Here is a 20,182-nt window from a genome sequence, read left to right as displayed (position 1 = left end):
TCGTCACCATCCTGTCAAAGGGTGGCAAATTCGTCCGCGTCGCACCAGATATAAGTGTCATAAACGGTATTAAAAACCCGTATATGCCAAATCGGCATTAAAAATCCGGTATCGGCATGCATGGTCGTTAACGGCGCAAACCGTTGGGAAACTTCACATTCCGGAACCGAGTCGCCTTTATCGGTGAAAAAAAGTTAACAAGATGCGACTCGCCTGCTTGCCACGAGTCGCAAAGCAACGTATCGTTAACGGAATGGAATAAAATTTCCACACGGCAATCGTTGGGGCGCTTGTCGGAATAAGCCGGATCAACACGGAATTTTTGCGGAACACGGTAACGGAGCGGAACATGCGGGTGCTGCTTGTCGAAGACGACAATGCCACTGCTGACAGCATCGAGTTGATGTTGAAATCAGAAGGCATGGTTGTCGATACCACGGATCTTGGGGAGGATGGCCTCGAGATCGGTAAACTTTATGATTACGATATTATTCTTCTGGACCTCATGCTGCCGGATATCGACGGTTATGAAGTTCTCAGACGGTTACGCGACGCACGCGTTGAAACTCCGGTGCTTATCCTGTCGGGGTTGACCGAAACCGAAGACAAGGTCAAAGGACTTGGTTTCGGTGCGGATGACTATCTGACCAAGCCGTTTGACAAGGTCGAATTGCTGGCACGTATTCAGGCGATCGTTCGCCGGTCGCGCGGCCATGCCCAATCGATGATTGCCACCGGCAGGCTCAATGTGAACCTTGATGCACGCACCGTTGATGTTGACGGATCGCCGCTGCATCTGACCGGCAAGGAATATGGCATCCTTGAATTGCTGTCGCTGCGCAAGGGCACGACATTGACCAAGGAAATGTTCCTGAACCATCTCTATGGCGGGATGGACGAGCCGGAACTCAAGATCATCGACGTTTTCGTGTGCAAACTGCGCAAGAAAATCCAGTCAGCCACCAAGGGTGACAACTACATCCATACGGTTTGGGGCCGGGGCTATGTCCTGCGCGACCCGGACGTCAACAGTAGCGCAGCCGCCTGATCGCAACGCATCTGCCGTCGCGTTCCGCTGTGCCCAAAGTCAAAAACGCCCCGATGCTTCATCGGGGCGTTTTGCTTTGTACTTTATGGCTTACCGAGAAGTACCGGTTTTCTATTTCTTGTCTTCGGGTTTACCGAAACGCGAACGATCAAACGTGGTCGACGGGCGCGTTGTACCGGTCCCCGTACTGCCTGTTCCGCTGGATGGTCGTGCAGGCGGTGTGCTTCCCGTCGAACCGGTCGTTCCCAATGGACGACGATACGTTGATCCGGCTGTGCCGGCGGAACCGGTGCTGCTGGTCCCGGTCGAAGATGGGCGCGAATATGTGCTGCCTGCAGTACCGGTTGTTCCTGTTGTCAACGGTCGGGTCGCTGTCCCGGTTGAACCGGTGCCCGTGGTGGTTGCCGGGCGCGCGGCGGTTCCGGTCGAAAGCCCCGGACGCGGCTGCGTTGCGGTTCCGGCACCGGCAGTCGTACCACCCGCTGCATTCTGCATATGCTTTGGTTTCGGAAAGGCAAAGCCTCCCGTCGCAACACCCGCCCCGGCCGTCGCAGCAGCGCCGCCTGCCTGAATTTTTTCCAGCGCAGAAACATCCACATCCGGGGCTCCCGGACGGTTCAGCTGATAAATGCCGCGCTGGCGTGCCAGCGGTTTGAATTTGTCGGAAATGCCCAGAACCGTCTCTGCTCCGCCAAGGAACAGGAAACCGTCATCGGGCATCAATGCCGAAATACGCGCCAGTACATCGGTCTTGGTCGGTTGATCAAAATAAATCAGCACGTTGCGGCAATAGACGATGTCAAACTGCCCCAAAGGACGGAAATCATCGAGCAGGTTGAATTCCTTGTATTGAACCTTGGACCGGATTTCCTGCGAGATTTGCCACTGGTCCTCTTTCTTCTGGAAATACTTGACCAGAAGCTGGATCGGAAGGCCCCTTTGGACTTCGAACTGGGAATAAAGACCCGCACGAGCCTTGGTCAGGATTTCGCGCGAAATATCTGTCCCGATAATTTCAACCCGCCAGCCTGAAAGCTGGGTTTTAAATTCATCAAGGATCATCGCCAGCGAATAGGGTTCCTGCCCCGAGGACGCAGCTGCACACCAGATCCGCAGATGACGTTTGGAAGCACGTTCCTTGATCATGTGCGGCAGAACGACATGGCGAAACTGGTCGAACGGCTTGGTATCTCGGAAGAAGAAGCTCTCGTTGGTCGTCATCGCATCAACGACTTCCTCGACAAGGACACGGTCACCACCGCGCAACGCCGCAATCAGTTCAGTCAGGTCCTTGAGCCCGCGCTTGCGCGCAATCGGCATCAGCCGGCTTTCGAGCAGATACGTCTTGTCCTGGCTCAGAACGAGCCCGGATTTTGACTTTATCAGTCTGCTAACGAAATCGAAGTCTTCCGGCCTCATCATCTCGGCTTAACGACCCCCTGCAAATTTTTTGATATAGGCCGCGATGCCACCCACGGGGAGAACCGCTGAACAAATGCCTGCATGCGCTGCGGCACCCGGCATTCCCCACACAACGCTTGTCTGCTCGTCCTGCGCAACAACCATTCCCCCGGCACCCACAACAGCACGCCCGCCCAACATACCATCCTGCCCCATACCTGTAAGGATAGCCGTCAGTATATTACCACCATAGCTTTCAACAAGGCTGCGCAGCATCGGGTCAACCGACGGACGACAGAAATTTTCAGGCGGGTTCTGGTTCAGAACAATTTTCCTGCTGTTACCGCGGCCCTCTACCACCATGTGGTAATCCCCAGGGGCAAGGTAAACCTGCCCACCCTGAATTGGCATGCCGGTCTGGCCTTCTTGGCATTTAAGCCCCGTCAGACGCGTGATGTGTTCTGCAAGGATTGTGGTAAAGGTCGCAGGCATATGCTGGGTGATGAAAATCGGTTGCCGCACACCGGCAAGCCCGCGTAGCACTTCAAACAAAGCCTGCGGACCACCGGTCGAACTGCCGATCGCAATCACTTCGACATTGATGCGTTTTTCCGGAAGAAGACTGATCTGCCCCGTTGTCATCGCGCGTCGTGCTGGCGCGGGTGCCGCGGCACCGGCAGGTGCCTTGGCACGCGCAGCAGCCGCAGCTGCTGGACTGCGTGCGGCCGGAGCGGCACGCTGGGGAGCCGGTTTAACCGGTGCATTACGTGCGGTCGCCCCGCTGGAAACAATGGTGCTGCCTGCCGGACGAGATGGCTTGATACCAGCATTAACGGCCTTGGTATCGCCTGCAGCAATGGCTGCCTCACGGATCAGCCGACCCGGATCACGCGGCTGCGTCGCGGCTGCAGACGGGGCAGCATCACGCGTCAAAGCCGCTGCACCGGCAGCCTTGGCATCGGTATTTGCTGGAGCCGGTTGCGGATGTTGCGGCGGCTGATGCTGTGGCTGGGGTATCGGGCGGGTCGACATCGGTCCGTGACGACCGGGCTGATGCGTCGGTCGCGGGCGCAGTTCGGCGGTGAAACGCTTTCGCTGTACCCGTCCCGGTTTATGCAAAGTCTGATGTTCGACCGAAAGCTCGGCCCGGAACGGCGCAGGGGCATCCGTCCCATCCGGCTTTGCATTGCCATGATCATCTTCATCGCTGGCTGGTGGAACATCGTGTTCCGGCGCGGCATCCGGGTTTTCGGGAACCGGCACGACATTCTCGGCCTGATCCTCGTAACGGCCCTGCTCAGCGCCAAGCATCTTGCGACGCTGTTCGGCCCATGCCTTGACCTTGTCCAGCAGCTCGGCCCGGAAGCCTTCGCCAACATTAAGGTCCTTGGCCGATGAGGGCTTGGGAATGTAGTCCACCGCACCAAGCGTCATCGCCTGGAAACTGATATCGGCATTTCGCTTGGTCAGGGTTGATGCCATGATCACCCGGACCGTCGGATCAATTTCAAGAAGTTTGGGTAATGCCGTCAGGCCATCCATGACCGGCATTTCGATATCAAGAACAACAGCCTCGATCCCGATTTCCTTGCGCATAACCACAAGGGCATCCTCGCCATTGGCGACGGAACCGACGACCTCGATATCGTCGTCTTCCTGCAACATACGGGTTACCAGACCACGCACGATTGCGGAATCGTCGACAATCAGGACTTTATAGGGCGGATGGATTGGCGTGTCTTCCACGTACCGACGTTCCCGTTAGAGCAACCGGACCAAAACCAAGGCAAATGCACAGCGACGCTGACAGGAACCTTAAATCAGACCCACCTGCTCAAATTTTGCCTGGATGATCTCGCTGTCGAACGGCTTCATAATATACTCGTTCGCACCGGCCGTAATGGCCTCCTGAATGTGCTCGAGATCGTTTTCTGTGGTGCAGAACACGACGACGGGCTCATCGCCACCAGGTGCTGCGCGCAGTTCCCGCAGGAAATCAATCCCGCTTTTCACCGGCATGTTCCAATCAAGCAACACCGCGTCTGGCATGGCTTCAAGGCATCGATCAATTGCCTCCTGCCCATCCACAGCCTCAATGACCGCAAATCCCATTTCTTCAAGGATACGGCGTGCCACCATTCTGATGACTTTCGAATCATCGACGACGAGACAACTCTTCATCGACTTCCTTCTCGCAAATTAGATCGTTAAGCCAATACCGGCATTGTACCGGATGCATTTTGCACCCGGCACATACTATCATACCTAGCCCGCCTGTTTTACCGAAACGGTAAAATCAAGCAGACGGGTTACGTCCAGAATGACAAGAAGCTTCTTGTCGAGGCGGAAAATGCCATCGGAAAATTCGCGCCAGCGCGGATCAAGCGTCGCCGGATTCTGTTCGAATGCCTTTTGCGGAACGCTCAGAACCTCGCCAACCTGATCGACCATCAGGCTGTAAAGTTCGCCACCCTGATCGACCACAATGCTCATGCCCGGTACATCATCTTCGCGTTCACGAAGACCAAGACGTTTGCGAACATCGATTGCCGTCACGATACGACCGCGCAGGTTCAGCGACCCTGCCACCTCTGGCGGAGCCAGCGGAATGCGGGTGATACGCTGCGGACCAAGAACATCCTGAACCGTCAGAACCGGAATACCGAACAACTGCTTGCCGATATAGGCGGTAACGAAATCCTTCGTTGCCCCGCCAAGGTCAAGGGCCGTGCTCTGTTCTTTGCTCGGGACGAGTGCCTTTTTATCGCTCATTGGACTTTTCCCCGATTTACACTGCGCTCAGCGTCTGGATCAGCGTCGATACCAGCGCATCTCGATCGAATTTCGCGACATAGTCGCTAAAGCCAACCTGACGACCCCGTTCGAAGTCTTCCTCGCTGGTGTGCGAAGACAGCGCGATGATCGGGGTATCGCCCCAATGTTCATCATTCTGCAGGCTTTCGGCAAATTCGAAACCGTTCATGCCCGGCATTTCGATATCACTGATGATCGCGTCGAAAATTTCCCCGCGATTTTTAAGATCAAGCGCCTGTTCGGCATTCTCGACCGCAATGACACGGAAACCGGACACCGATAACATCGGCGTAAGAAGGTTGCGGAAGAACGGGCTGTCATCGATCAGAAGAACACGCTTCTTCTCGCCGCCAGTATCCTCGTGGCCGAACCAGTCCGAGAACGCCAGTTCCAGATAGTAACCGGCATCAATCAGATCGGTTGCCTTGCCATCAATCACCGCCGAACCAACCAGACCATCCTGATCGGCTGTCAGTTCAACGTTCAGGACGTCATCGACAATGTCGACGATCTCGTCCACCACAAGACCCATGGTCCGTTCGCGGTCCTGGAATACCAAGGTCGGCTGACGACCTTCGCTCTTCATCTGATAGGAACCATCGATAAAGACCAGCGGCATCAGCTTGCCACGATACTGCACCAGCGGGCGACCGTTCGAGTATTCGATATTTTCGACATCGATTTCCTCGAGACGGGCGACAAGTGCAAGCGGCACTGCACGAATTTCGGACCCGCCAGCCCGGAAGACCAGCATGGAAGTCGTTTCGCGATCACCGGTATCAGAACGCGCCTTGCTTTCGACACCCTGCGAACCGCCAACGGTGATTTCGCCGGTCCGGGTAGCAATGCCGTTCGGATCAAGGATCATGATCACGCTGCCGTCGCCAAGGATGGTATTCCCCGAGAACAGCGACAGATCGCGCAGGATCGGTGCAACCGGCTTGACCACGATTTCCTCGGTGTCGAACACGCGGTCAACGATGATACCGAAAGAATAGGTACCCACCTGCGTGACGACGATGAAGGCTTCTTCATCCACGTCATCGACCGTCGTTTCACCATCATCAAGGCCAAGAATTTTCTTGAGCGTGACCAGTGGCAGCAGACGGTTGCGCAAGCGCAGGACCGGCGTATCGTGAATACGTTCGATCGAATGATCGGAATTGCTTGAAGCACGAACCAGCTCCAGAACGCTGATCTGCGGAATGGCAAAGCGTTCGCCGCCACTTTCAACGATCAGTGCCGAAACGATGGCAAGGGTCAGCGGAATCTTGATGATGAAGGTCGACCCGCGGCCTTCGACCGATTTCAGTTCGACCGTACCACCAATCTTTTCAATGTTGGTACGGACAACGTCCATACCGACGCCACGTCCCGAAACCGAAGTCACCTTTTCGGCGGTCGAGAAACCGGCCTTGAAAATGAACTGGTGAATCTGCGAGTCCGCCATACCGTCAAGATCGCTCTCGCTTGCGAGACCGTTGGCAATCGCCTTGGCCTTGATCCGTTCGATATTAAGCCCGCGACCATCATCGGAAATCTCGATGATGATGTGACCACCTTCGTGATAGGCGTTCAGCGTGACAGTACCGGTTTCCGGCTTGCCTGCTTCCCGGCGCCCCGGAATATCTTCCAGACCGTGGTCGGCAGAGTTGCGAACCATGTGGGTCAGCGGATCCTTGATGAGTTCAAGCACCTGACGGTCAAGTTCCGTATCGGCACCGATCATCTGCAGATCGATTTTCTTGTTCATCTCGAGCGCGAGGTCACGAACAATACGCGGCAGCTTCGCCCAGGCATTGCCGATCGGCTGCATACGGGTCTTCATCACACCTTCCTGAAGGTCGGTAGTGATGTGCGACAGACGCTGCAAAGGAACGGTAAATTCGCTGTCATCCTTGCCACGAACCATCTGCAGAAGCTGGTTACGGGTCAGGACAAGCTCGGAAACCAGTGTCATCAGGTTTTCAAGCAATTCAACGTTGACGCGGATCGTCTGGGCTGCGACGGAACTTTCCTTGGCCTCGCCACGTGGCGCTTCGGCCTTTGGTCCCTCGGATGCTGCTGCCTTTGCCGGTGCAACGGCCTGCGACTTCGCCGCTGCTGGCGGGGCTGCCGCCGGTGCGGGTTTCTCCGGCTCTGGCTCCGGTTCCTGAATATCGGGATCGACTTCGGTCGCATCGAAAATCGCCTGCAACCGTTCGTCGTCAGTCATCGGCACTTCTTCAGCGGGTGCTTCCTCGAGCGGGGCGGCTGCTGCCGGTGCGGCGCTGCCTCCCATGATCGTGCCGGTATCGGCAAAATGGTTAAGCCGCGCGATCAGATCGGCATCGTTGCCGTCCGGTTCTGTTTCGTTCTGCTCAAGCTCGCTCAACAGATATTTGATGGTGTCGATGGACTCAAGAACGAGCGTCACCGCATCCGGCGTTACGACCAGTTCACCGTCGCGAATTTTGCCGAGCACGTTTTCACCGGCATGCGCAACAGCTTCCAGTCGTGGCAAACCAAGGAACCCGCAAGTCCCTTTAATGGTGTGCACCAGGCGGAAAATATTCGACAGAATATCCGGATCATTCGGATTTTGCTCCAGTTTCACCAGTTCGACGTCAAGCGTCGACAGGCTTTCCGAAGTCTCTGTCAGGAATTCACTTAAAAGATCGTCCATATACCCCCTCCACATCTCCGACAGTCAGACGCTGCCGGAACAGGAACGCCCATCCCTACGACCAGTGCGCGAAACACACGTTCAATCCGTTACTTACGTAGAACCTAGCACACGGTATTACCAGACCCGCAGGTCTTTTTTTTAATCATAGATCAATGCAACATTTCCGTCGTCTTGCAAGACCGAAAGCGCACCACCGGTCCGATGCGCAAGATTTCGCAGGAAAAAGCCATGCACGGTCCGGGGATCAAGCTCTTCCGGCGACACTTCGTTTTTCATGACATTTTCGATATCCGGCCGGAATGCCGCCCGTTTACCCGCCGCATTAACCGTAATTCTGCCTTCGGATTCGCGCATCACACGGATATCCCCGCCAAACGGCAGGGCTTCACGGGCCAACATCACCATATTAAGCACAAGCCGTCCATGAGCTGGATCAATTCCAATCTCGTCCCATTGCAAGGTCACCTTGCCTTCGGCCTCGAAACTCTGGGCAACCGCATCACGCATCGATTTTGTATCAACACTGTTGCCCGCGCGACCGAATGCCAGCCGGAACAATTGTAAACGACGCGCGGCCTCAAGCCCGCTTTTGCGCATCAGCGCAAGCGCCTCGTCATCGGCAACACCAGCTTCCCCCATCAGTTCGGCACCGGCATTCACAGCCCCCACCGGCCCGACAAGGTCGTGGCAAATGCGCGAGCTGATCAGCTCGATCAGGATCAGTTCCACTGCTCTGTCCTGTTCCATATAACGGGTATCTCCAAGAATTCTGTTCAACAGGTCCGCACCGCTTCCCCAAAGCAATGCGCGATTTGCACAGTACCTTCCGGCGATATTCGGGACGAACCGGACCGGGCAACTGCAATCCGCGCCCAGATTGCAGCCAGATGTGTTAAAACCTTCTTTAGCCCCCGGATTTTTGCCGCATTTGCAAACCGGCAAATTTTACCCAGTTCCAAAATATGTGATTGCCATCATTGCACAGCATTTGTTCCCGGCGTATTGCCTGACTATATTGAAGATACCAACATCAGACAAAAGAGCATGATCATGGATTTCCTGCTGACCCCTGGCACCATTGTCCGCCATCCCGGTCAACCCGATTGGGGCCTCGGGCGTATTCAGGCAGTCGACGGCGACAGGATCGCGGTGAATTTCGAAGAAGCCGGGCGCCAGATCATCCGTCCGCGCCATGTCGTGCTTGAAATTGTCGAGGCTGCGGTCGGCTATGAATAGGTTCACCATCATGCTTGCGCATGGCATGGAACTTGCTGAAACGAAAATGTTAAACATTTCGGCGTATTAAACGAAATTTGATACGCAAGGTCGCATGCATCAGGCTACCGGGCAGCCCCCCCGGGCGCACTGGCTTCAATGATAACAGGGTCGGAACGGGAAATGATTGCAATCGTCAAACCACCGCGGGACAGCTTCAAACAGCGTCACTACACCGCTGCATTCTCTGTGCTCGAACAATTTGCCGCCAGCCTCATGGAACAAGCCAAGGCCCACGGTGGAACCGTTAGCACTGATCAGATTTCAAGCGCGCTTGAAACCCTGCGCGGACAGGACAAGCTGTTTGATGCGGCATGGATGACACTTGAAACCGATGTCGATACCGTCAAGGCCCGTCAGAATGCGGCTGTGCGCCACGATCCACTGGGCCGCCTTCTGGTCAGTCGCTTTGCCCATCAGCTTGAAGGCCGCGAAGCAGGCGATCTTGAACATGGCGCACTGTCACGCGAAATCCTGCAGCCTTTCTTCAAGGTCATCCGCATGATGGTCGGCATGGATATGCTTCAGGAAATCGACGGCGAAATCCAGACCATCATCGACCAGCATGCCGACGAGGATGACGAACTTCGTGATCCAACTGATTACTGGGATCATCTGGCAGAAGAACCACAGGTCGCCAACCGGCTTAATCTGGTATTTGCGCGCATGGCGCTGCATTTCAAGGATTACGAACGCCGTAAACAGTGGATGATCCAGCTTATTAACGACAATCTGCCGCATGGCGATCATGCCTGGGTCTTTACCGAAGAGCACTGCGCGCGTCTGCTGCGCTCGCTGTTTCGCGATGTTCGCGCTGCCCTGTCCAAGCCGGAACGTTCGGCCGAACTGGTGGCCAAGCTTGGCAGCGAGAATGTCGAAACCCTGCGCAATGTCATGGCAGCCCTTGATCGCGATATCGCAGCCCTTCATATCCGCGAAGCCGATAACTGGAAATAGGCAACCGGTCATTCCCCGACAACCCAAAAAAACCGCGGTGGATATTCCCCGCGGTTTTTTGTCCTATCTGACGGAAAGGTGATGATTTCATCGCAAATCGGGGTGGCCAAATCGATCCCCCCTGTGCAAAAGTCGAACTTGCGCACTACATAGCGTTTCCGGACCCGCAAAACAGAAACAAGCGCCATCGCCATGACCAGACCGCTGATCGACAAATATGGCCGTCACGTATCCTACCTACGGGTATCGGTGACGGACCGTTGTGACTTCCGCTGCACCTATTGCATGGCCGAAAGCATGATCTTTCTGCCAAAATCCGAAGTCCTGACACTTGAGGAACTCGATCAGCTCTGTTCGGCCTTCATCGCGCGCGGAGTGCGCAAATTGCGCCTGACCGGTGGCGAACCGCTGGTGCGCCGTGGCATCATGGACCTGATCAGGGATTTGTCGCGCCATCTTAAATCCGGTGCGCTTGACGAACTGACCATGACGACGAATGGCAGCCAGCTTGCCACCTATGCCGATGATCTGGCGCGCCTTGGTGTCAAACGGCTCAACATCTCGCTTGATAGCCTTGATCATCAGAAATTCGCCGAAATCACCCGCCGCGGCCGCCTTGAACAGGTGTTAAGCGGGCTTGAAGCCGCCAAACAGGCGGGGCTCAAGATCAAGATCAACACGGTCGCCCTTCGCAATTTCAACGAAGACGAAATTTCCCGTCTTGTCGCCTGGTGTGGCAAGGAAGGCTTTGATCTTTGCCTGATTGAAACCATGCCGCTTGGCGATATCGACGGGGATCGCACCGATCAGTATCTGCCACTGACCGCTGTTCGTGAACGGCTGGAACAGGAATATACTCTGGTGCCCAGCAACCATGTCACCCCCGGCCCGGCACGCTATGTCACGGTGGCGGAAACCGGCGGGCGTCTTGGTTTCATCACGCCGCTTACCCATAATTTCTGCGAAGGCTGCAACCGCGTGCGCGTGACCTGCACCGGCACACTTTACATGTGCCTTGGGCAGGAAGACCACGTTGATCTGCGCGCAGCCCTGCGTTCGGGCGAGGCAGAAGCCCTTGACCGGCTGCTTGACGAAGCCATGCTGCTTAAACCCAAGGGGCATGATTTCGTCATCGACCGCAAAGGTCAGAAACCGGCAGTCGGCCGCCATATGAGCATGACCGGCGGCTAGTTAATCAATCAAAAACATTACCAGTCATGCTTGATAAAACTATACGCTCAGCAAATTCGGGACTACTTCCCTGTTCGTTTTCGTCCGAAACCATCTCACCGACCACCACAATTATATTGCTGCCGACATTGTTCAGGCTTTTCTGGAGATAAGCCAGCTCCGAGCGGAAATTTGTGTAATCCCCGAGGCCTTCTAGGACGCACACATATATGCTGATGACGGAAAAATCATCTTCCATCAACGCATGATAAGCTCGGTAAAGAATTTCCCTAACACGCATTACAGCCGCACGCGTAGTTCTCATAGAGACGATGGTATACCCATACTTTTCCTCCAATTTCGTTGAAACGAACATTGGAAACTTTTTGTCGTATGGAATGATCTCGCCAAACCGAAATGATATGTGCCGAGCAATAATATCGTAAATTTCACTACGCGAGCCTCTTTCCATATACCCGAAAGACGACGATCTATTGTGGCGATAGTTATCTGAAAATAATGCAGGTTGAGAGTAATATTTAGCCGCCTCATGAGCCAACCGTTTAGCGGCAACTGTCTCTACATCTTGTATTGCTTCTTTGATTTCGTCAGAATTAGATGCATCGTCTACCAACTTTAAGAACCTCGCCGTATTGCAGAGATAAAATCTAGATGCACCACCTTCCCTGCAGATCTCCTCAACGAGCTCAGGTCGAGCACCAATTAATTCCTTTTTTCCCCATTCCGCAAACCACCACCAATCTTTCTTTTCATCCTCAGTCACGAATATAATATTTTTTATGTTCTTAGATTTCACATAATCAATTATTTGCTTCCAAATAATGAGGTCCCCGAATTTTCTACTGTATTCCAAGCCTCCAAAATGGAAATTATCGTTTTCATCTCCTTTTCGTGAGTCCTCATAACCAGGTGGTATTTTTGCGGCGTAGCGCTTTTCTCCCTCCTTGTAAATTTCATTCAGTGAATCTTGGCTCTCGGGTGAATTGCCGATCCGACCCTCGAACAACTTTCCTACTTGATCTAAAACGACGTCTGCGGCACCGGACTGCACAGGATTGTGCCGTCCCTCTTCCTTTTCAATACCCTCAAAAAACTCATCTCTCACCTTTTTAAGGCCAGTAATTAGCCCATCAGGGTCGAGAAAACTATGTTTTTTCTTTAAATTTAAATTTCCTACACTACCTTCAATTCTTGATATATTTTCATCTACTATTTCTCTAAATCTTGGTGATTTATCATTTTGCTCAAATATTACTTTCAATCTATTTCGATGAAATTCCAATCCAACATGATACGGAATCCACACTCTATCATTGTTCTTTTCTATTTCTTTAAACAGTTTCTCTCTTGTAGAGAGCCTGTATCGGTAAAGATTCAGTAAGACATTTGCATCAAAAACGATCAGCCCCTCTCGACGTAGGATATTCAAATCTGCGTCAGTTGGTTGGTAATATCCTTGATATAGATGCCGCATTAAATCCCCCGTCGGCACATGGAGGAATATCGATCCTCCCAACCCAAAGCTATCTTGTGCACTACGATGACCAAAACTAAAAATAGAAACAACTAATATCATCCCAATACTAAATAGTGCATCCAATTTACGCAGGTAGATTTACTTGTCCGATCAACTTTCGTAACATCATCGAACTCAAGACCTGCTAAAATACATAAGCCCTCCGGCAACCTTGGGAAGCTGCCGGAGGGTTTCGGGATTTATGTCCGCAAGAAGCTCAGTCACTGTCACAGCAGCAAATCAACCGAAAGACCGGGGCCGCGCGTACCATTGGCAAGTACGGGTTCGCAATCCTCGTTGATCCGCGAAGCAATGCGTTGTCGCAGGGCGCTGAAACGTTCCGATGTCACGACATCAACCGGTCGATCCAGATGGACTTCGATCCGGTAGACACCGCCGACCGGGGTTTTGGTGACACCACGAATTTGCCCGCACACTGCGTGCCCCAGATAGGACCCGGCAAACCGTTTACCGATACCAAGATCGGCGATCCGAACCGGTTCGCGTTTGCGCGTCATTGCAATCGCAGTGTTCCAGTCACGAAAACCGTGGCTTTGCGCCAGAAGTTCAAGGCTGCCGGCGCGGGAAACCGTCAGGTTACGGCTGGCAAGTGCGTTGCGCAGGCGTTTCGCCTGTGCCTTGAGCATACCGGCGAGATCACCCGATCCAATTTTCGCTAAATCGGCTGATGTCTGCTCCGGTTTTACGGACAGGTTTTGAGAAGTTTGGCTCATTTTCGTCTCCTGACAGGAGGCCGGGTGTCCGCATTGCCGGTCCGGCGTCAAAGAAAACGGGGAACCGATAAAATCGTCTGCATCACTTTACCATGGGCAGATGCCCGGCGGACGGCCGGTGTGAGCAACCGCGATTTTCCTAGCGCAATGTGCCGCGAAACACAAGCATCGCCGCATCTTTGACCTTGTGAAGCACTTCGCGACTTGCAGAAATTGACAGCCCCCACAGGGACAACATATACCAGAATTAACAAATATCGCCGGGCACCCGGATGGATGCGCAAAACAGGGCGCAAGGGTGTCCGACCAATTATAAGGAATTAACGCCATGGCGATGGAAGCCCACGAAATCGAAACGATGATCAAGGAAGCCCTTCCCGATGCACAGGTCCGCATCGAGGATCTGCGCGGTGATGGCGACCATTATGCTGCAATCGTTGTATCCGAATCCTTCCGCGGCAAAACCCGCGTGATGCAGCACCAGATGATCTATTCCGCACTCAAGGGCAAAATGGGCGGCGAACTGCACGCCCTTGCACTGCAGACATCTGCACCGGAATAAGTTCCGGCTGGAAATGACCGCTTGCGAACGCCACCCCTGATCGCATCCGGCCAGAAGCATGACGGGCGCCGATGACCTTCGGCGCCCCAGATGTTCCGATCTTCCCGCGACTTCCGGTCGGCCCTGCCAACTAACAATTGTTTTGCCAGTACCGGCACATGCCATTTGGCCCCACAAAATGACCATGGTTCAATAACGATGACATCATCCCAAAAACCGGCTTTGATCGGTGCCGGACCACTGGCCGGGCTTGGTGCCTTTGTCATCTGGGGCTTTCTGGGCTTCTATTTCAAAATCATCGATTTCGCGAGCCCGTTTGAAATTCTCGCCCATCGCATTCTATGGTCCGCGATCCTGACATTAACGCTGGTTTTTGTTCTGAAACGTCGCGCCCGGTTGTGGGAACTGCTGTCATCCAGGCGCACCATGGGGCTTTTGTTTCTGAGCAGCCTGCTGATTGCCGGGAACTGGGTAATTTATATCTGGTCGGTTCATATCGGGCATGCGCTTGAGGCCAGCCTTGGCTATTATATCATGCCGCTGATTATGCTGATCCTTGGCCGCATCTTCTTTGGCGAAAAACTCAATCGCATACAGATCGTCTCCGTACTGGTCTGCTTTGCCGGGGTTCTGAATCTTCTGGTGTTTTTCGGCTCCCTGCCCTGGATCGCGCTTAGCCTGTCTTTGCTGTTCGGCTTTTACGGGGTGATCCGCAAATTTGTCCCGGCTGACCCGATTGCCGGGCTTTTTATCGAATGTCTGCTGCTATCCCCAATGGCATTTGGCTATCTGGTCTGGCTCGGCATGTCGGGCAATATGGCCTTCGGCAATCTGGGAATCGGCAATGATATTTTGCTGATATCGCTTGGCGCGGTAACGACAATTCCGCTGGTGCTGTTTGCCTTTGCTGCCCGGAACATGAAGTTTTCCGCTCTTGGCCTGATGCAATATCTCAACCCGACGATCCAGTTCTTCGTCGCGGTGTTGCTGCTTGGCGAAACCTTTACCGGGGCACATATGATAACCTATGCGCTGGTGTGGATCGGACTTGGCATTTTTACATGGGATAATCTGCGGACCGCACGGCAATTGCGCCGCAAGAGTTGACAGAACCGCCCCTTCCAGCCATATCTTCGGCCATAAAACCATAACCTGAAATATCGCGGCAGAGAGATCGCCGCCTTTGCAGCCAAGGACAACCAACATGACCGACAATCCGGTTTTTGATCGCATCCAGAAAGACATCAACGATAACGACGTCGTTCTGTTCATGAAGGGCACCTCGATGTTCCCGCAATGCGGTTTCTCGGCCGCCGTCGTGCAGGTCCTTGCCGAACTCGGCGCGCCGTTCAAGGACATCAACGTTCTGGTCGACCCGGCAATCCGCCAGGGCATCAAGGACTTCTCGAACTGGCCGACCATTCCGCAGCTTTACGTCAAAGGCGAATTCGTTGGCGGTTGCGACATCGTTCGTGAAATGTATGCCTCGGGCGAACTGGCCCAGCACCTGAAAGACAAGGGCGTTGCTGTCGCTGCCTGAAAAGGCGGATGACACAGACCCGATCCGGCCTGACAGCCGAAGAGATGAAACGCGCCGTGCGGATGCCCGGCGCGTTTTTTATTGCCCTGCTGCGATTTCCATCACCTCAAGCCCTGCGTGCATATGGGCCGACGTCGTAAAACTATTCCTTGAAGGCCCTGTTTGCCTGTACCATCTTCCAGATGGGAATTCGTTTTTACGAACAGGACGTTGGGCGGGACATTATGAAAATCACAACAAAAATCCTGATGTGCCTCGGGCTCTGGCTGCTGGTGGCCGGCACTGTGTCGGCTATGGCAGACAGGGCACATGCACAGGCTGCCTTGGCTACAATCGCCGCCCAAAACGAAGTACAGACCACGGAAACAACCGATCCGTCCGATGATGCCTTGTCCGAGACGGCTGAAACGACCTTCAGCTATTACGACTTTCTTGATGCCGGGGTTGCACGAACCCGCGAACAGATCGCAGATACCTTTACCGGTCTTGAAACCTTTCCCGATGAAATGGCACGAACCGGTGATTTCCTGGCATCGGATATCGGCCGCAGGGGACTGATGCGCCTTGCGCTGTTTACCGTGATCTTTGTCGGTGTCGGATTGATCGTCGAATTCCTGTATCGCCGCGCTGCGGCCCCGCTTTGCAGCTATCTTGAAGCACAGCACCCCACCCGGTTTTTCGACCGGCTGCGTCAAATGGCGCTTTTATCCGTCCTGTCGCTGCTGTCTTTGACGGTCTTTGCCATCGGCTCGATCGGTGCCTTCATGATCTTTGACTGGCCCCCCCTGATGAAGGAAGCACTCCTGTCACTGCTCGCCGCGTTCTTTGTCCTGCGTCTCGTCATGATCGTGCTGCAATTCCTGTTTGCGCCACAGGCCGAAGGCCTTCGGATGATCAATGTGGATCCACAGACTGCAGCAACACTGACGCGCACCATCACCATCGCAAGTGGCGTCTCGTTATCTGCCTTTGCGCTGGCCGGGGTTTTTCGGCAATCACCGGCAATGGTAAATGGCGACATCATCCTTTTTGATATCGCGGTCGTGATCAGTGTTCTGGCCTTTTGCTTCGCAACGGTTTCGCTGGCACGTTATTTCGCCACTCACCAGCTCACGGGCGCAGTTGAAAAGATTGCCCTGCCCGTATCGCTTGCCCGTTTATGGCCCGTCTTTGTCTGCGCCTATCTGATTGCACTCGGCGCGACGACCATTCTGGCGGCAGACCGCTTCATGAAGTGCCTGCTGGCAATTGGCATAGCCTGCCTGTTTGATGCGATTTTCCGCAACATCATCGAAAGCCAGCATCGCAAAAAAGCCCGACTGGCCGAAGCTGAAGCAGATGCGATCAATGCCCGTGCCGAAGCCGCCGCGATGGAGGCCGAGGAAGAATTCAAACCTGTTCAGCCGGACCTTCCGGTCTTTACCCCGGTTCTGAAACGCGGTGTGCGGCTTCTGGCAATTGTCTTTGTCCTTGCCAGTTTCTGGCGCATCTGGGGATTTGATCGCCTTGCGCTGGCCGAGGATGCCGGGATCATTGCGCGTGCGCTTGATGCCTCGACAGAAATCATCATGATCCTGCTGATTGCCGACCTGGTCTGGTCCCTGATCAAGGCATTCCTTGACGAACGCATGAGCCAAAGCGGTGCTGGAGATGGACATGGCGACGGCGAAGGTGGCGGTACCGGGTTATCGCGGATTGAAACCCTTTTGCCGCTTCTGAAAAACTTCGCGCTTACCGTCATCGTCATCATGGTGGTGATGGTGACATTGTCAGCACTCGGCGTTGATATCGGCCCGTTGATCGCCGGTGCCGGGGTTGTTGGCCTTGCCATCGGCTTTGGCAGCCAGGCACTGGTACGTGACGTGGTCGCCGGGGTTTTCTTCCTGCTTGATGATGCCTTCCGGCTTGGTGAATATATCGAGGTCGATAACCTGCGCGGCCGGGTCGAAAATATCTCGATCCGGTCAATGCAACTGCGCCATCACCGCGGCCCCCTCCAAACCGTGCCCTTTGGCGAAATCAAATCGATCATCAACCACAGCCGCGACTGGGTGATCGTCAAACTTGAATTCCGCGTACCGTTCGAAACCGACGTCAACAAGATCAAGAAACTGGTCAAAAAGCTGTCTGCCGAACTGCTGGAAGATCCGCTGATCGGTGACAGCTTTATCGAACCGCTGAAATCGCAGGGCGTTCGCCGGATGGAAGAATTCAACATGGTGATCGGGCTTAAATATACCTCCAAGCCCGGCGAACAATTCACCATCCGCAAAACCGTCTATCAAAGCGTTCTGGCGATGTTCAAGGAAAACGGCATCCACATGGCATCCCGCAATGTGAAGGTCGATGTGCCCGACGACGCGACACCGGAACAGAAAAAAGAAGCGATTGCCGCAGCCGCACAGCAGGCATCCGAACAGATCGCCCCGCCAAAGGGCTAGTAACCCAAGGCCCGTCGCACGATCCGAAATCAAAAGCCCCGCACAGCAAACCGTGCGGGGCTTTTTGATGAGGGCTAACAAAGCAAAACGCCCGCTGTTTCCAGCGGGCGTTCTGTGTTCGTCTTCGCGAAATCCGATAAAGGATTAACGCGAGTAGAATTCGACGACCAGGTTCGGCTGCATCTGAACCGGGTACGGAATTTCTGCGAATTTCGGAACGCGAACGAAGGTGCCTTTGAAGGCCTTCGCATCAACGTCGAGATATTCCGGAACGTCGCGTTCGTTCAGGTTGGCAGCTTCCATAACCATCGGGATTTCGCGCGAAGCCTGTTTGACTTCAACAACATCACCTTCTTTAACAAGGTAAGAAGGAATGGTGACTTTCTTGCCGTTGACAAGAATGTGGCCGTGGTTAACGAACTGACGCGCTGCGAACACGGTCGGAACGAATTTCATGCGGTAGATAACGGCATCAAGACGGGTCTCGAGAATACCGACCAGCGTTTCGGAAGTATCGCCCGGACGACGCGATGCTTCTTTGTAGTAACGCAGGAACTGTTTTTCGGAGATGGAGCCGTAGTAGCCTTTAAGCTGCTGTTTGGCGAACAGCTGGGTGCCGTAATCGGTCGGCTTTTTACGGCGGGTCGCGCCGTGCATGCCCGGTGCATATTCGCGCTTGTTCAGCGGCGATTTTGCACGGCCCCAAAGGTTCACGCCAAGGCGGCGGTCAATCTTATGCTTTGCAGCAATACGTTTCGACATTTTGTAACTCTCTTTTTTAAGATCACTTTATTGTCCCGATAGTTTCCTGTTTCGGTTACCCTAAACAGGAACGGGGACGAAAACACCCGTTTCGCCCCACTTTCTCGGAAGTGAGGCGCAATATAGAGATCAAGACCGCAGAGTCAAACGAAAAGAATCACCCAAACACCAGCCTTGCCGCCATGTCCACGACCGTCACGCTTTGAATTTGCCACCCCGCATAGCAACGATCATGCCGCGAAGTGTCTGAACTTCCTGATGCGTCAGGTTGGCGCGGTTGAAAATATTGCGGATATTGCGTGCCATATTCGGGCGTTTTGCCTCCACCCGGAAGAAGCCGGAATTGTCCAGTTCCGCCTCAAGATGTTCGAACAGACGGTCAAGTTCGTCCCGGGTGGCCGGAAAGGTATCGTTCATCATCATCTGGTAGTCGGGCACATCAACACCGGCCTGCCACCATTCATACCCGATCAGCAACACCGCCTGCGCCAGATTAAGCGACGTGAAACCGGGGTTAAGCGGTACGGTTACAACCGCATCGGCCATCGAAATATGTTCGTTGCGCACACCGGTGCGTTCCGGACCGAACATGACCCCGATCTTTTCCCCACGCGAGACATTGGCACGCATTTCAGGCGCCAGCCCCTTTGGGGTAAAGACCGGCTTGATCGCGTCGCGCGTCCGCGCGGTCGTCACATAAACCCGGTTCAGATCCGCCAGCGCATCTTCTTCGCGCTCGAACACCTTGGTATTGTCGATGACAATATCAGCCCCTGATGCATTGGCCGTCGCCCGTTCATTGGGCCAACCATCACGCGGCCGCACCAGACGCAGGTCAACCAATCCGCAATTAAGCATGGCGCGCGCCGCCTTGCCGATATTATCGCCAAGCTGCGGTTCAATCAGGATGATGACAGGCGGATTGGCGATACCGCCGGTTTCGGGTCTTGCGCCATCCGGCATAGCCGCGTCTGCGACGTCGCTCATCGCTTGAATTCTCCGGTCTTTGCGTGGGGTGAAGTGCGGGCATGCCCGTCAATATTGGCGCTTCTTTACCAAAAGCCAATGCACGATGCCAGTACACATTACACACACGAATAATGCATACATTTTAAACATTTTTATTTTTATGGTGATTTTTTAATCATAAATTGTGCGGTGCATATATGCATTTCGCACGAGGGGCAGCCCCACCAACACCAGTATTATCCTTTATTTCCATAACACTACCATCATCCGAAGATACATTTCAGGTGACTGGCATATGCATTGC

General features: G+C 54.1%; 18 protein-coding genes. 8 read left to right on the top strand and 10 right to left on the bottom strand.

The annotated features are described in order from the left end of the window. The first annotated feature begins 349 nt into the window (after positions 1–349). Positions 350–1,048, top strand: a complete 699-nt coding sequence (gene ctrA, locus R1T41_RS12200; RefSeq protein WP_007091320.1) for a response regulator transcription factor CtrA — start codon at positions 350–352, stop codon at positions 1,046–1,048. 111 nt (positions 1,049–1,159) lie between these two features. Here the strand turns inward: ctrA and R1T41_RS12195 are convergent, their stop codons facing one another. From R1T41_RS12195 to R1T41_RS12170, 6 genes are all read right to left on the bottom strand, one after another. After that, positions 1,160–2,470, bottom strand: coding sequence for a protein-glutamate O-methyltransferase CheR (locus R1T41_RS12195; RefSeq protein ID WP_317337264.1), 1,311 nt, complete (start codon positions 2,468–2,470; stop codon positions 1,160–1,162). Positions 2,471–2,476: 6 nt separating this feature from the next. Continuing rightward, on the bottom strand, positions 2,477–4,195 hold the full coding sequence (locus tag R1T41_RS12190; RefSeq protein WP_317337262.1) for a chemotaxis protein CheB: 1,719 nt from the start codon (positions 4,193–4,195) through the stop codon (positions 2,477–2,479). Between the two features lie 69 nt (positions 4,196–4,264). Continuing rightward, positions 4,265–4,630 carry a PleD family two-component system response regulator gene (locus R1T41_RS12185; protein ID WP_062952925.1) on the bottom strand — a complete coding sequence of 122 codons (366 nt, stop codon included), beginning with the start codon at positions 4,628–4,630 and terminating at the stop codon, positions 4,265–4,267. 84 nt (positions 4,631–4,714) lie between these two features. Beyond that, entirely contained in the window at positions 4,715–5,221 is a 507-nt protein-coding gene (locus R1T41_RS12180) for a chemotaxis protein CheW (RefSeq protein ID WP_007091316.1), read from the bottom strand. 16 nt (positions 5,222–5,237) lie between these two features. After that, positions 5,238–7,928, bottom strand: coding sequence for a chemotaxis protein CheW (locus R1T41_RS12175; protein WP_317337261.1), 2,691 nt, complete (start codon positions 7,926–7,928; stop codon positions 5,238–5,240). A gap of 141 nt (positions 7,929–8,069) precedes the next feature. After that, positions 8,070–8,678, bottom strand: coding sequence for a histidine phosphotransferase family protein (locus R1T41_RS12170; RefSeq protein ID WP_317337260.1), 609 nt, complete (start codon positions 8,676–8,678; stop codon positions 8,070–8,072). Positions 8,679–8,981: 303 nt separating this feature from the next. On the opposite strand from R1T41_RS12170, the gene R1T41_RS12165 reads away from it, so the two are divergent. The 3 genes from R1T41_RS12165 (at position 8,982) to moaA (ending at position 11,354) form a co-directional block, all read left to right on the top strand. After that, positions 8,982–9,167 carry a DUF3553 domain-containing protein gene (locus R1T41_RS12165; protein WP_007091313.1) on the top strand — a complete coding sequence of 62 codons (186 nt, stop codon included), beginning with the start codon at positions 8,982–8,984 and terminating at the stop codon, positions 9,165–9,167. Between the two features lie 162 nt (positions 9,168–9,329). Then, on the top strand, positions 9,330–10,163 hold the full coding sequence (locus R1T41_RS12160; RefSeq protein WP_062952928.1) for a hypothetical protein: 834 nt from the start codon (positions 9,330–9,332) through the stop codon (positions 10,161–10,163). A gap of 192 nt (positions 10,164–10,355) precedes the next feature. After that, the gene (gene moaA / locus R1T41_RS12155) at positions 10,356–11,354 is read left to right on the top strand and encodes a GTP 3',8-cyclase MoaA (RefSeq protein ID WP_062959870.1); all 999 of its coding nucleotides are present in this window, start codon (positions 10,356–10,358) and stop codon (positions 11,352–11,354) included. A 4-nt stretch (positions 11,355–11,358) separates the two neighbouring features. On the opposite strand, the gene R1T41_RS12150 is transcribed toward moaA, so the two are convergent. Beyond that, the gene (locus R1T41_RS12150) at positions 11,359–12,954 is read right to left on the bottom strand and encodes a PIN domain-containing protein (RefSeq protein ID WP_317337258.1); all 1,596 of its coding nucleotides are present in this window, start codon (positions 12,952–12,954) and stop codon (positions 11,359–11,361) included. A 143-nt stretch (positions 12,955–13,097) separates the two neighbouring features. Continuing rightward, entirely contained in the window at positions 13,098–13,604 is a 507-nt protein-coding gene (locus tag R1T41_RS12145) for a glyoxalase superfamily protein (RefSeq protein ID WP_317337257.1), read from the bottom strand. 328 nt (positions 13,605–13,932) lie between these two features. On the opposite strand from R1T41_RS12145, the gene R1T41_RS12140 reads away from it, so the two are divergent. From R1T41_RS12140 to R1T41_RS12125, 4 genes are all read left to right on the top strand, one after another. Further along, complete coding sequence (locus R1T41_RS12140) at positions 13,933–14,166, top strand: BolA family protein (RefSeq protein ID WP_062952934.1); 234 nt, start codon at positions 13,933–13,935, stop codon at positions 14,164–14,166. Between the two features lie 198 nt (positions 14,167–14,364). Continuing rightward, complete coding sequence (gene rarD, locus R1T41_RS12135) at positions 14,365–15,273, top strand: EamA family transporter RarD (RefSeq protein WP_317337256.1); 909 nt, start codon at positions 14,365–14,367, stop codon at positions 15,271–15,273. A gap of 97 nt (positions 15,274–15,370) precedes the next feature. Continuing rightward, positions 15,371–15,706, top strand: a complete 336-nt coding sequence (gene grxD, locus R1T41_RS12130; RefSeq protein ID WP_007091305.1) for a Grx4 family monothiol glutaredoxin — start codon at positions 15,371–15,373, stop codon at positions 15,704–15,706. Between the two features lie 224 nt (positions 15,707–15,930). Then, positions 15,931–18,147 carry a mechanosensitive ion channel family protein gene (locus R1T41_RS12125; protein WP_317337254.1) on the top strand — a complete coding sequence of 739 codons (2,217 nt, stop codon included), beginning with the start codon at positions 15,931–15,933 and terminating at the stop codon, positions 18,145–18,147. Positions 18,148–18,291: 144 nt separating this feature from the next. Here the strand turns inward: R1T41_RS12125 and rpsD are convergent, their stop codons facing one another. Together rpsD and R1T41_RS12115 are read right to left on the bottom strand one after the other, a co-directional pair. Next, a complete protein-coding gene (rpsD, locus tag R1T41_RS12120; RefSeq protein ID WP_062952936.1) occupies positions 18,292–18,909 on the bottom strand; it encodes a 30S ribosomal protein S4 in 618 nt (205 codons plus the stop codon). A 195-nt stretch (positions 18,910–19,104) separates the two neighbouring features. Beyond that, the gene (locus R1T41_RS12115) at positions 19,105–19,896 is read right to left on the bottom strand and encodes an RNA methyltransferase (RefSeq protein ID WP_317337253.1); all 792 of its coding nucleotides are present in this window, start codon (positions 19,894–19,896) and stop codon (positions 19,105–19,107) included. Between the last annotated feature and the right edge of the window lie 286 nt (positions 19,897–20,182).

It is taken from the genome of Thalassospira lucentensis, from assembly GCF_032921865.1.
GTDB classification, from domain to species: Bacteria; Pseudomonadota; Alphaproteobacteria; order Rhodospirillales; family Thalassospiraceae; genus Thalassospira; species Thalassospira lucentensis_A.
This window is presented reverse-complemented; position numbering and strand designations above follow the sequence as displayed.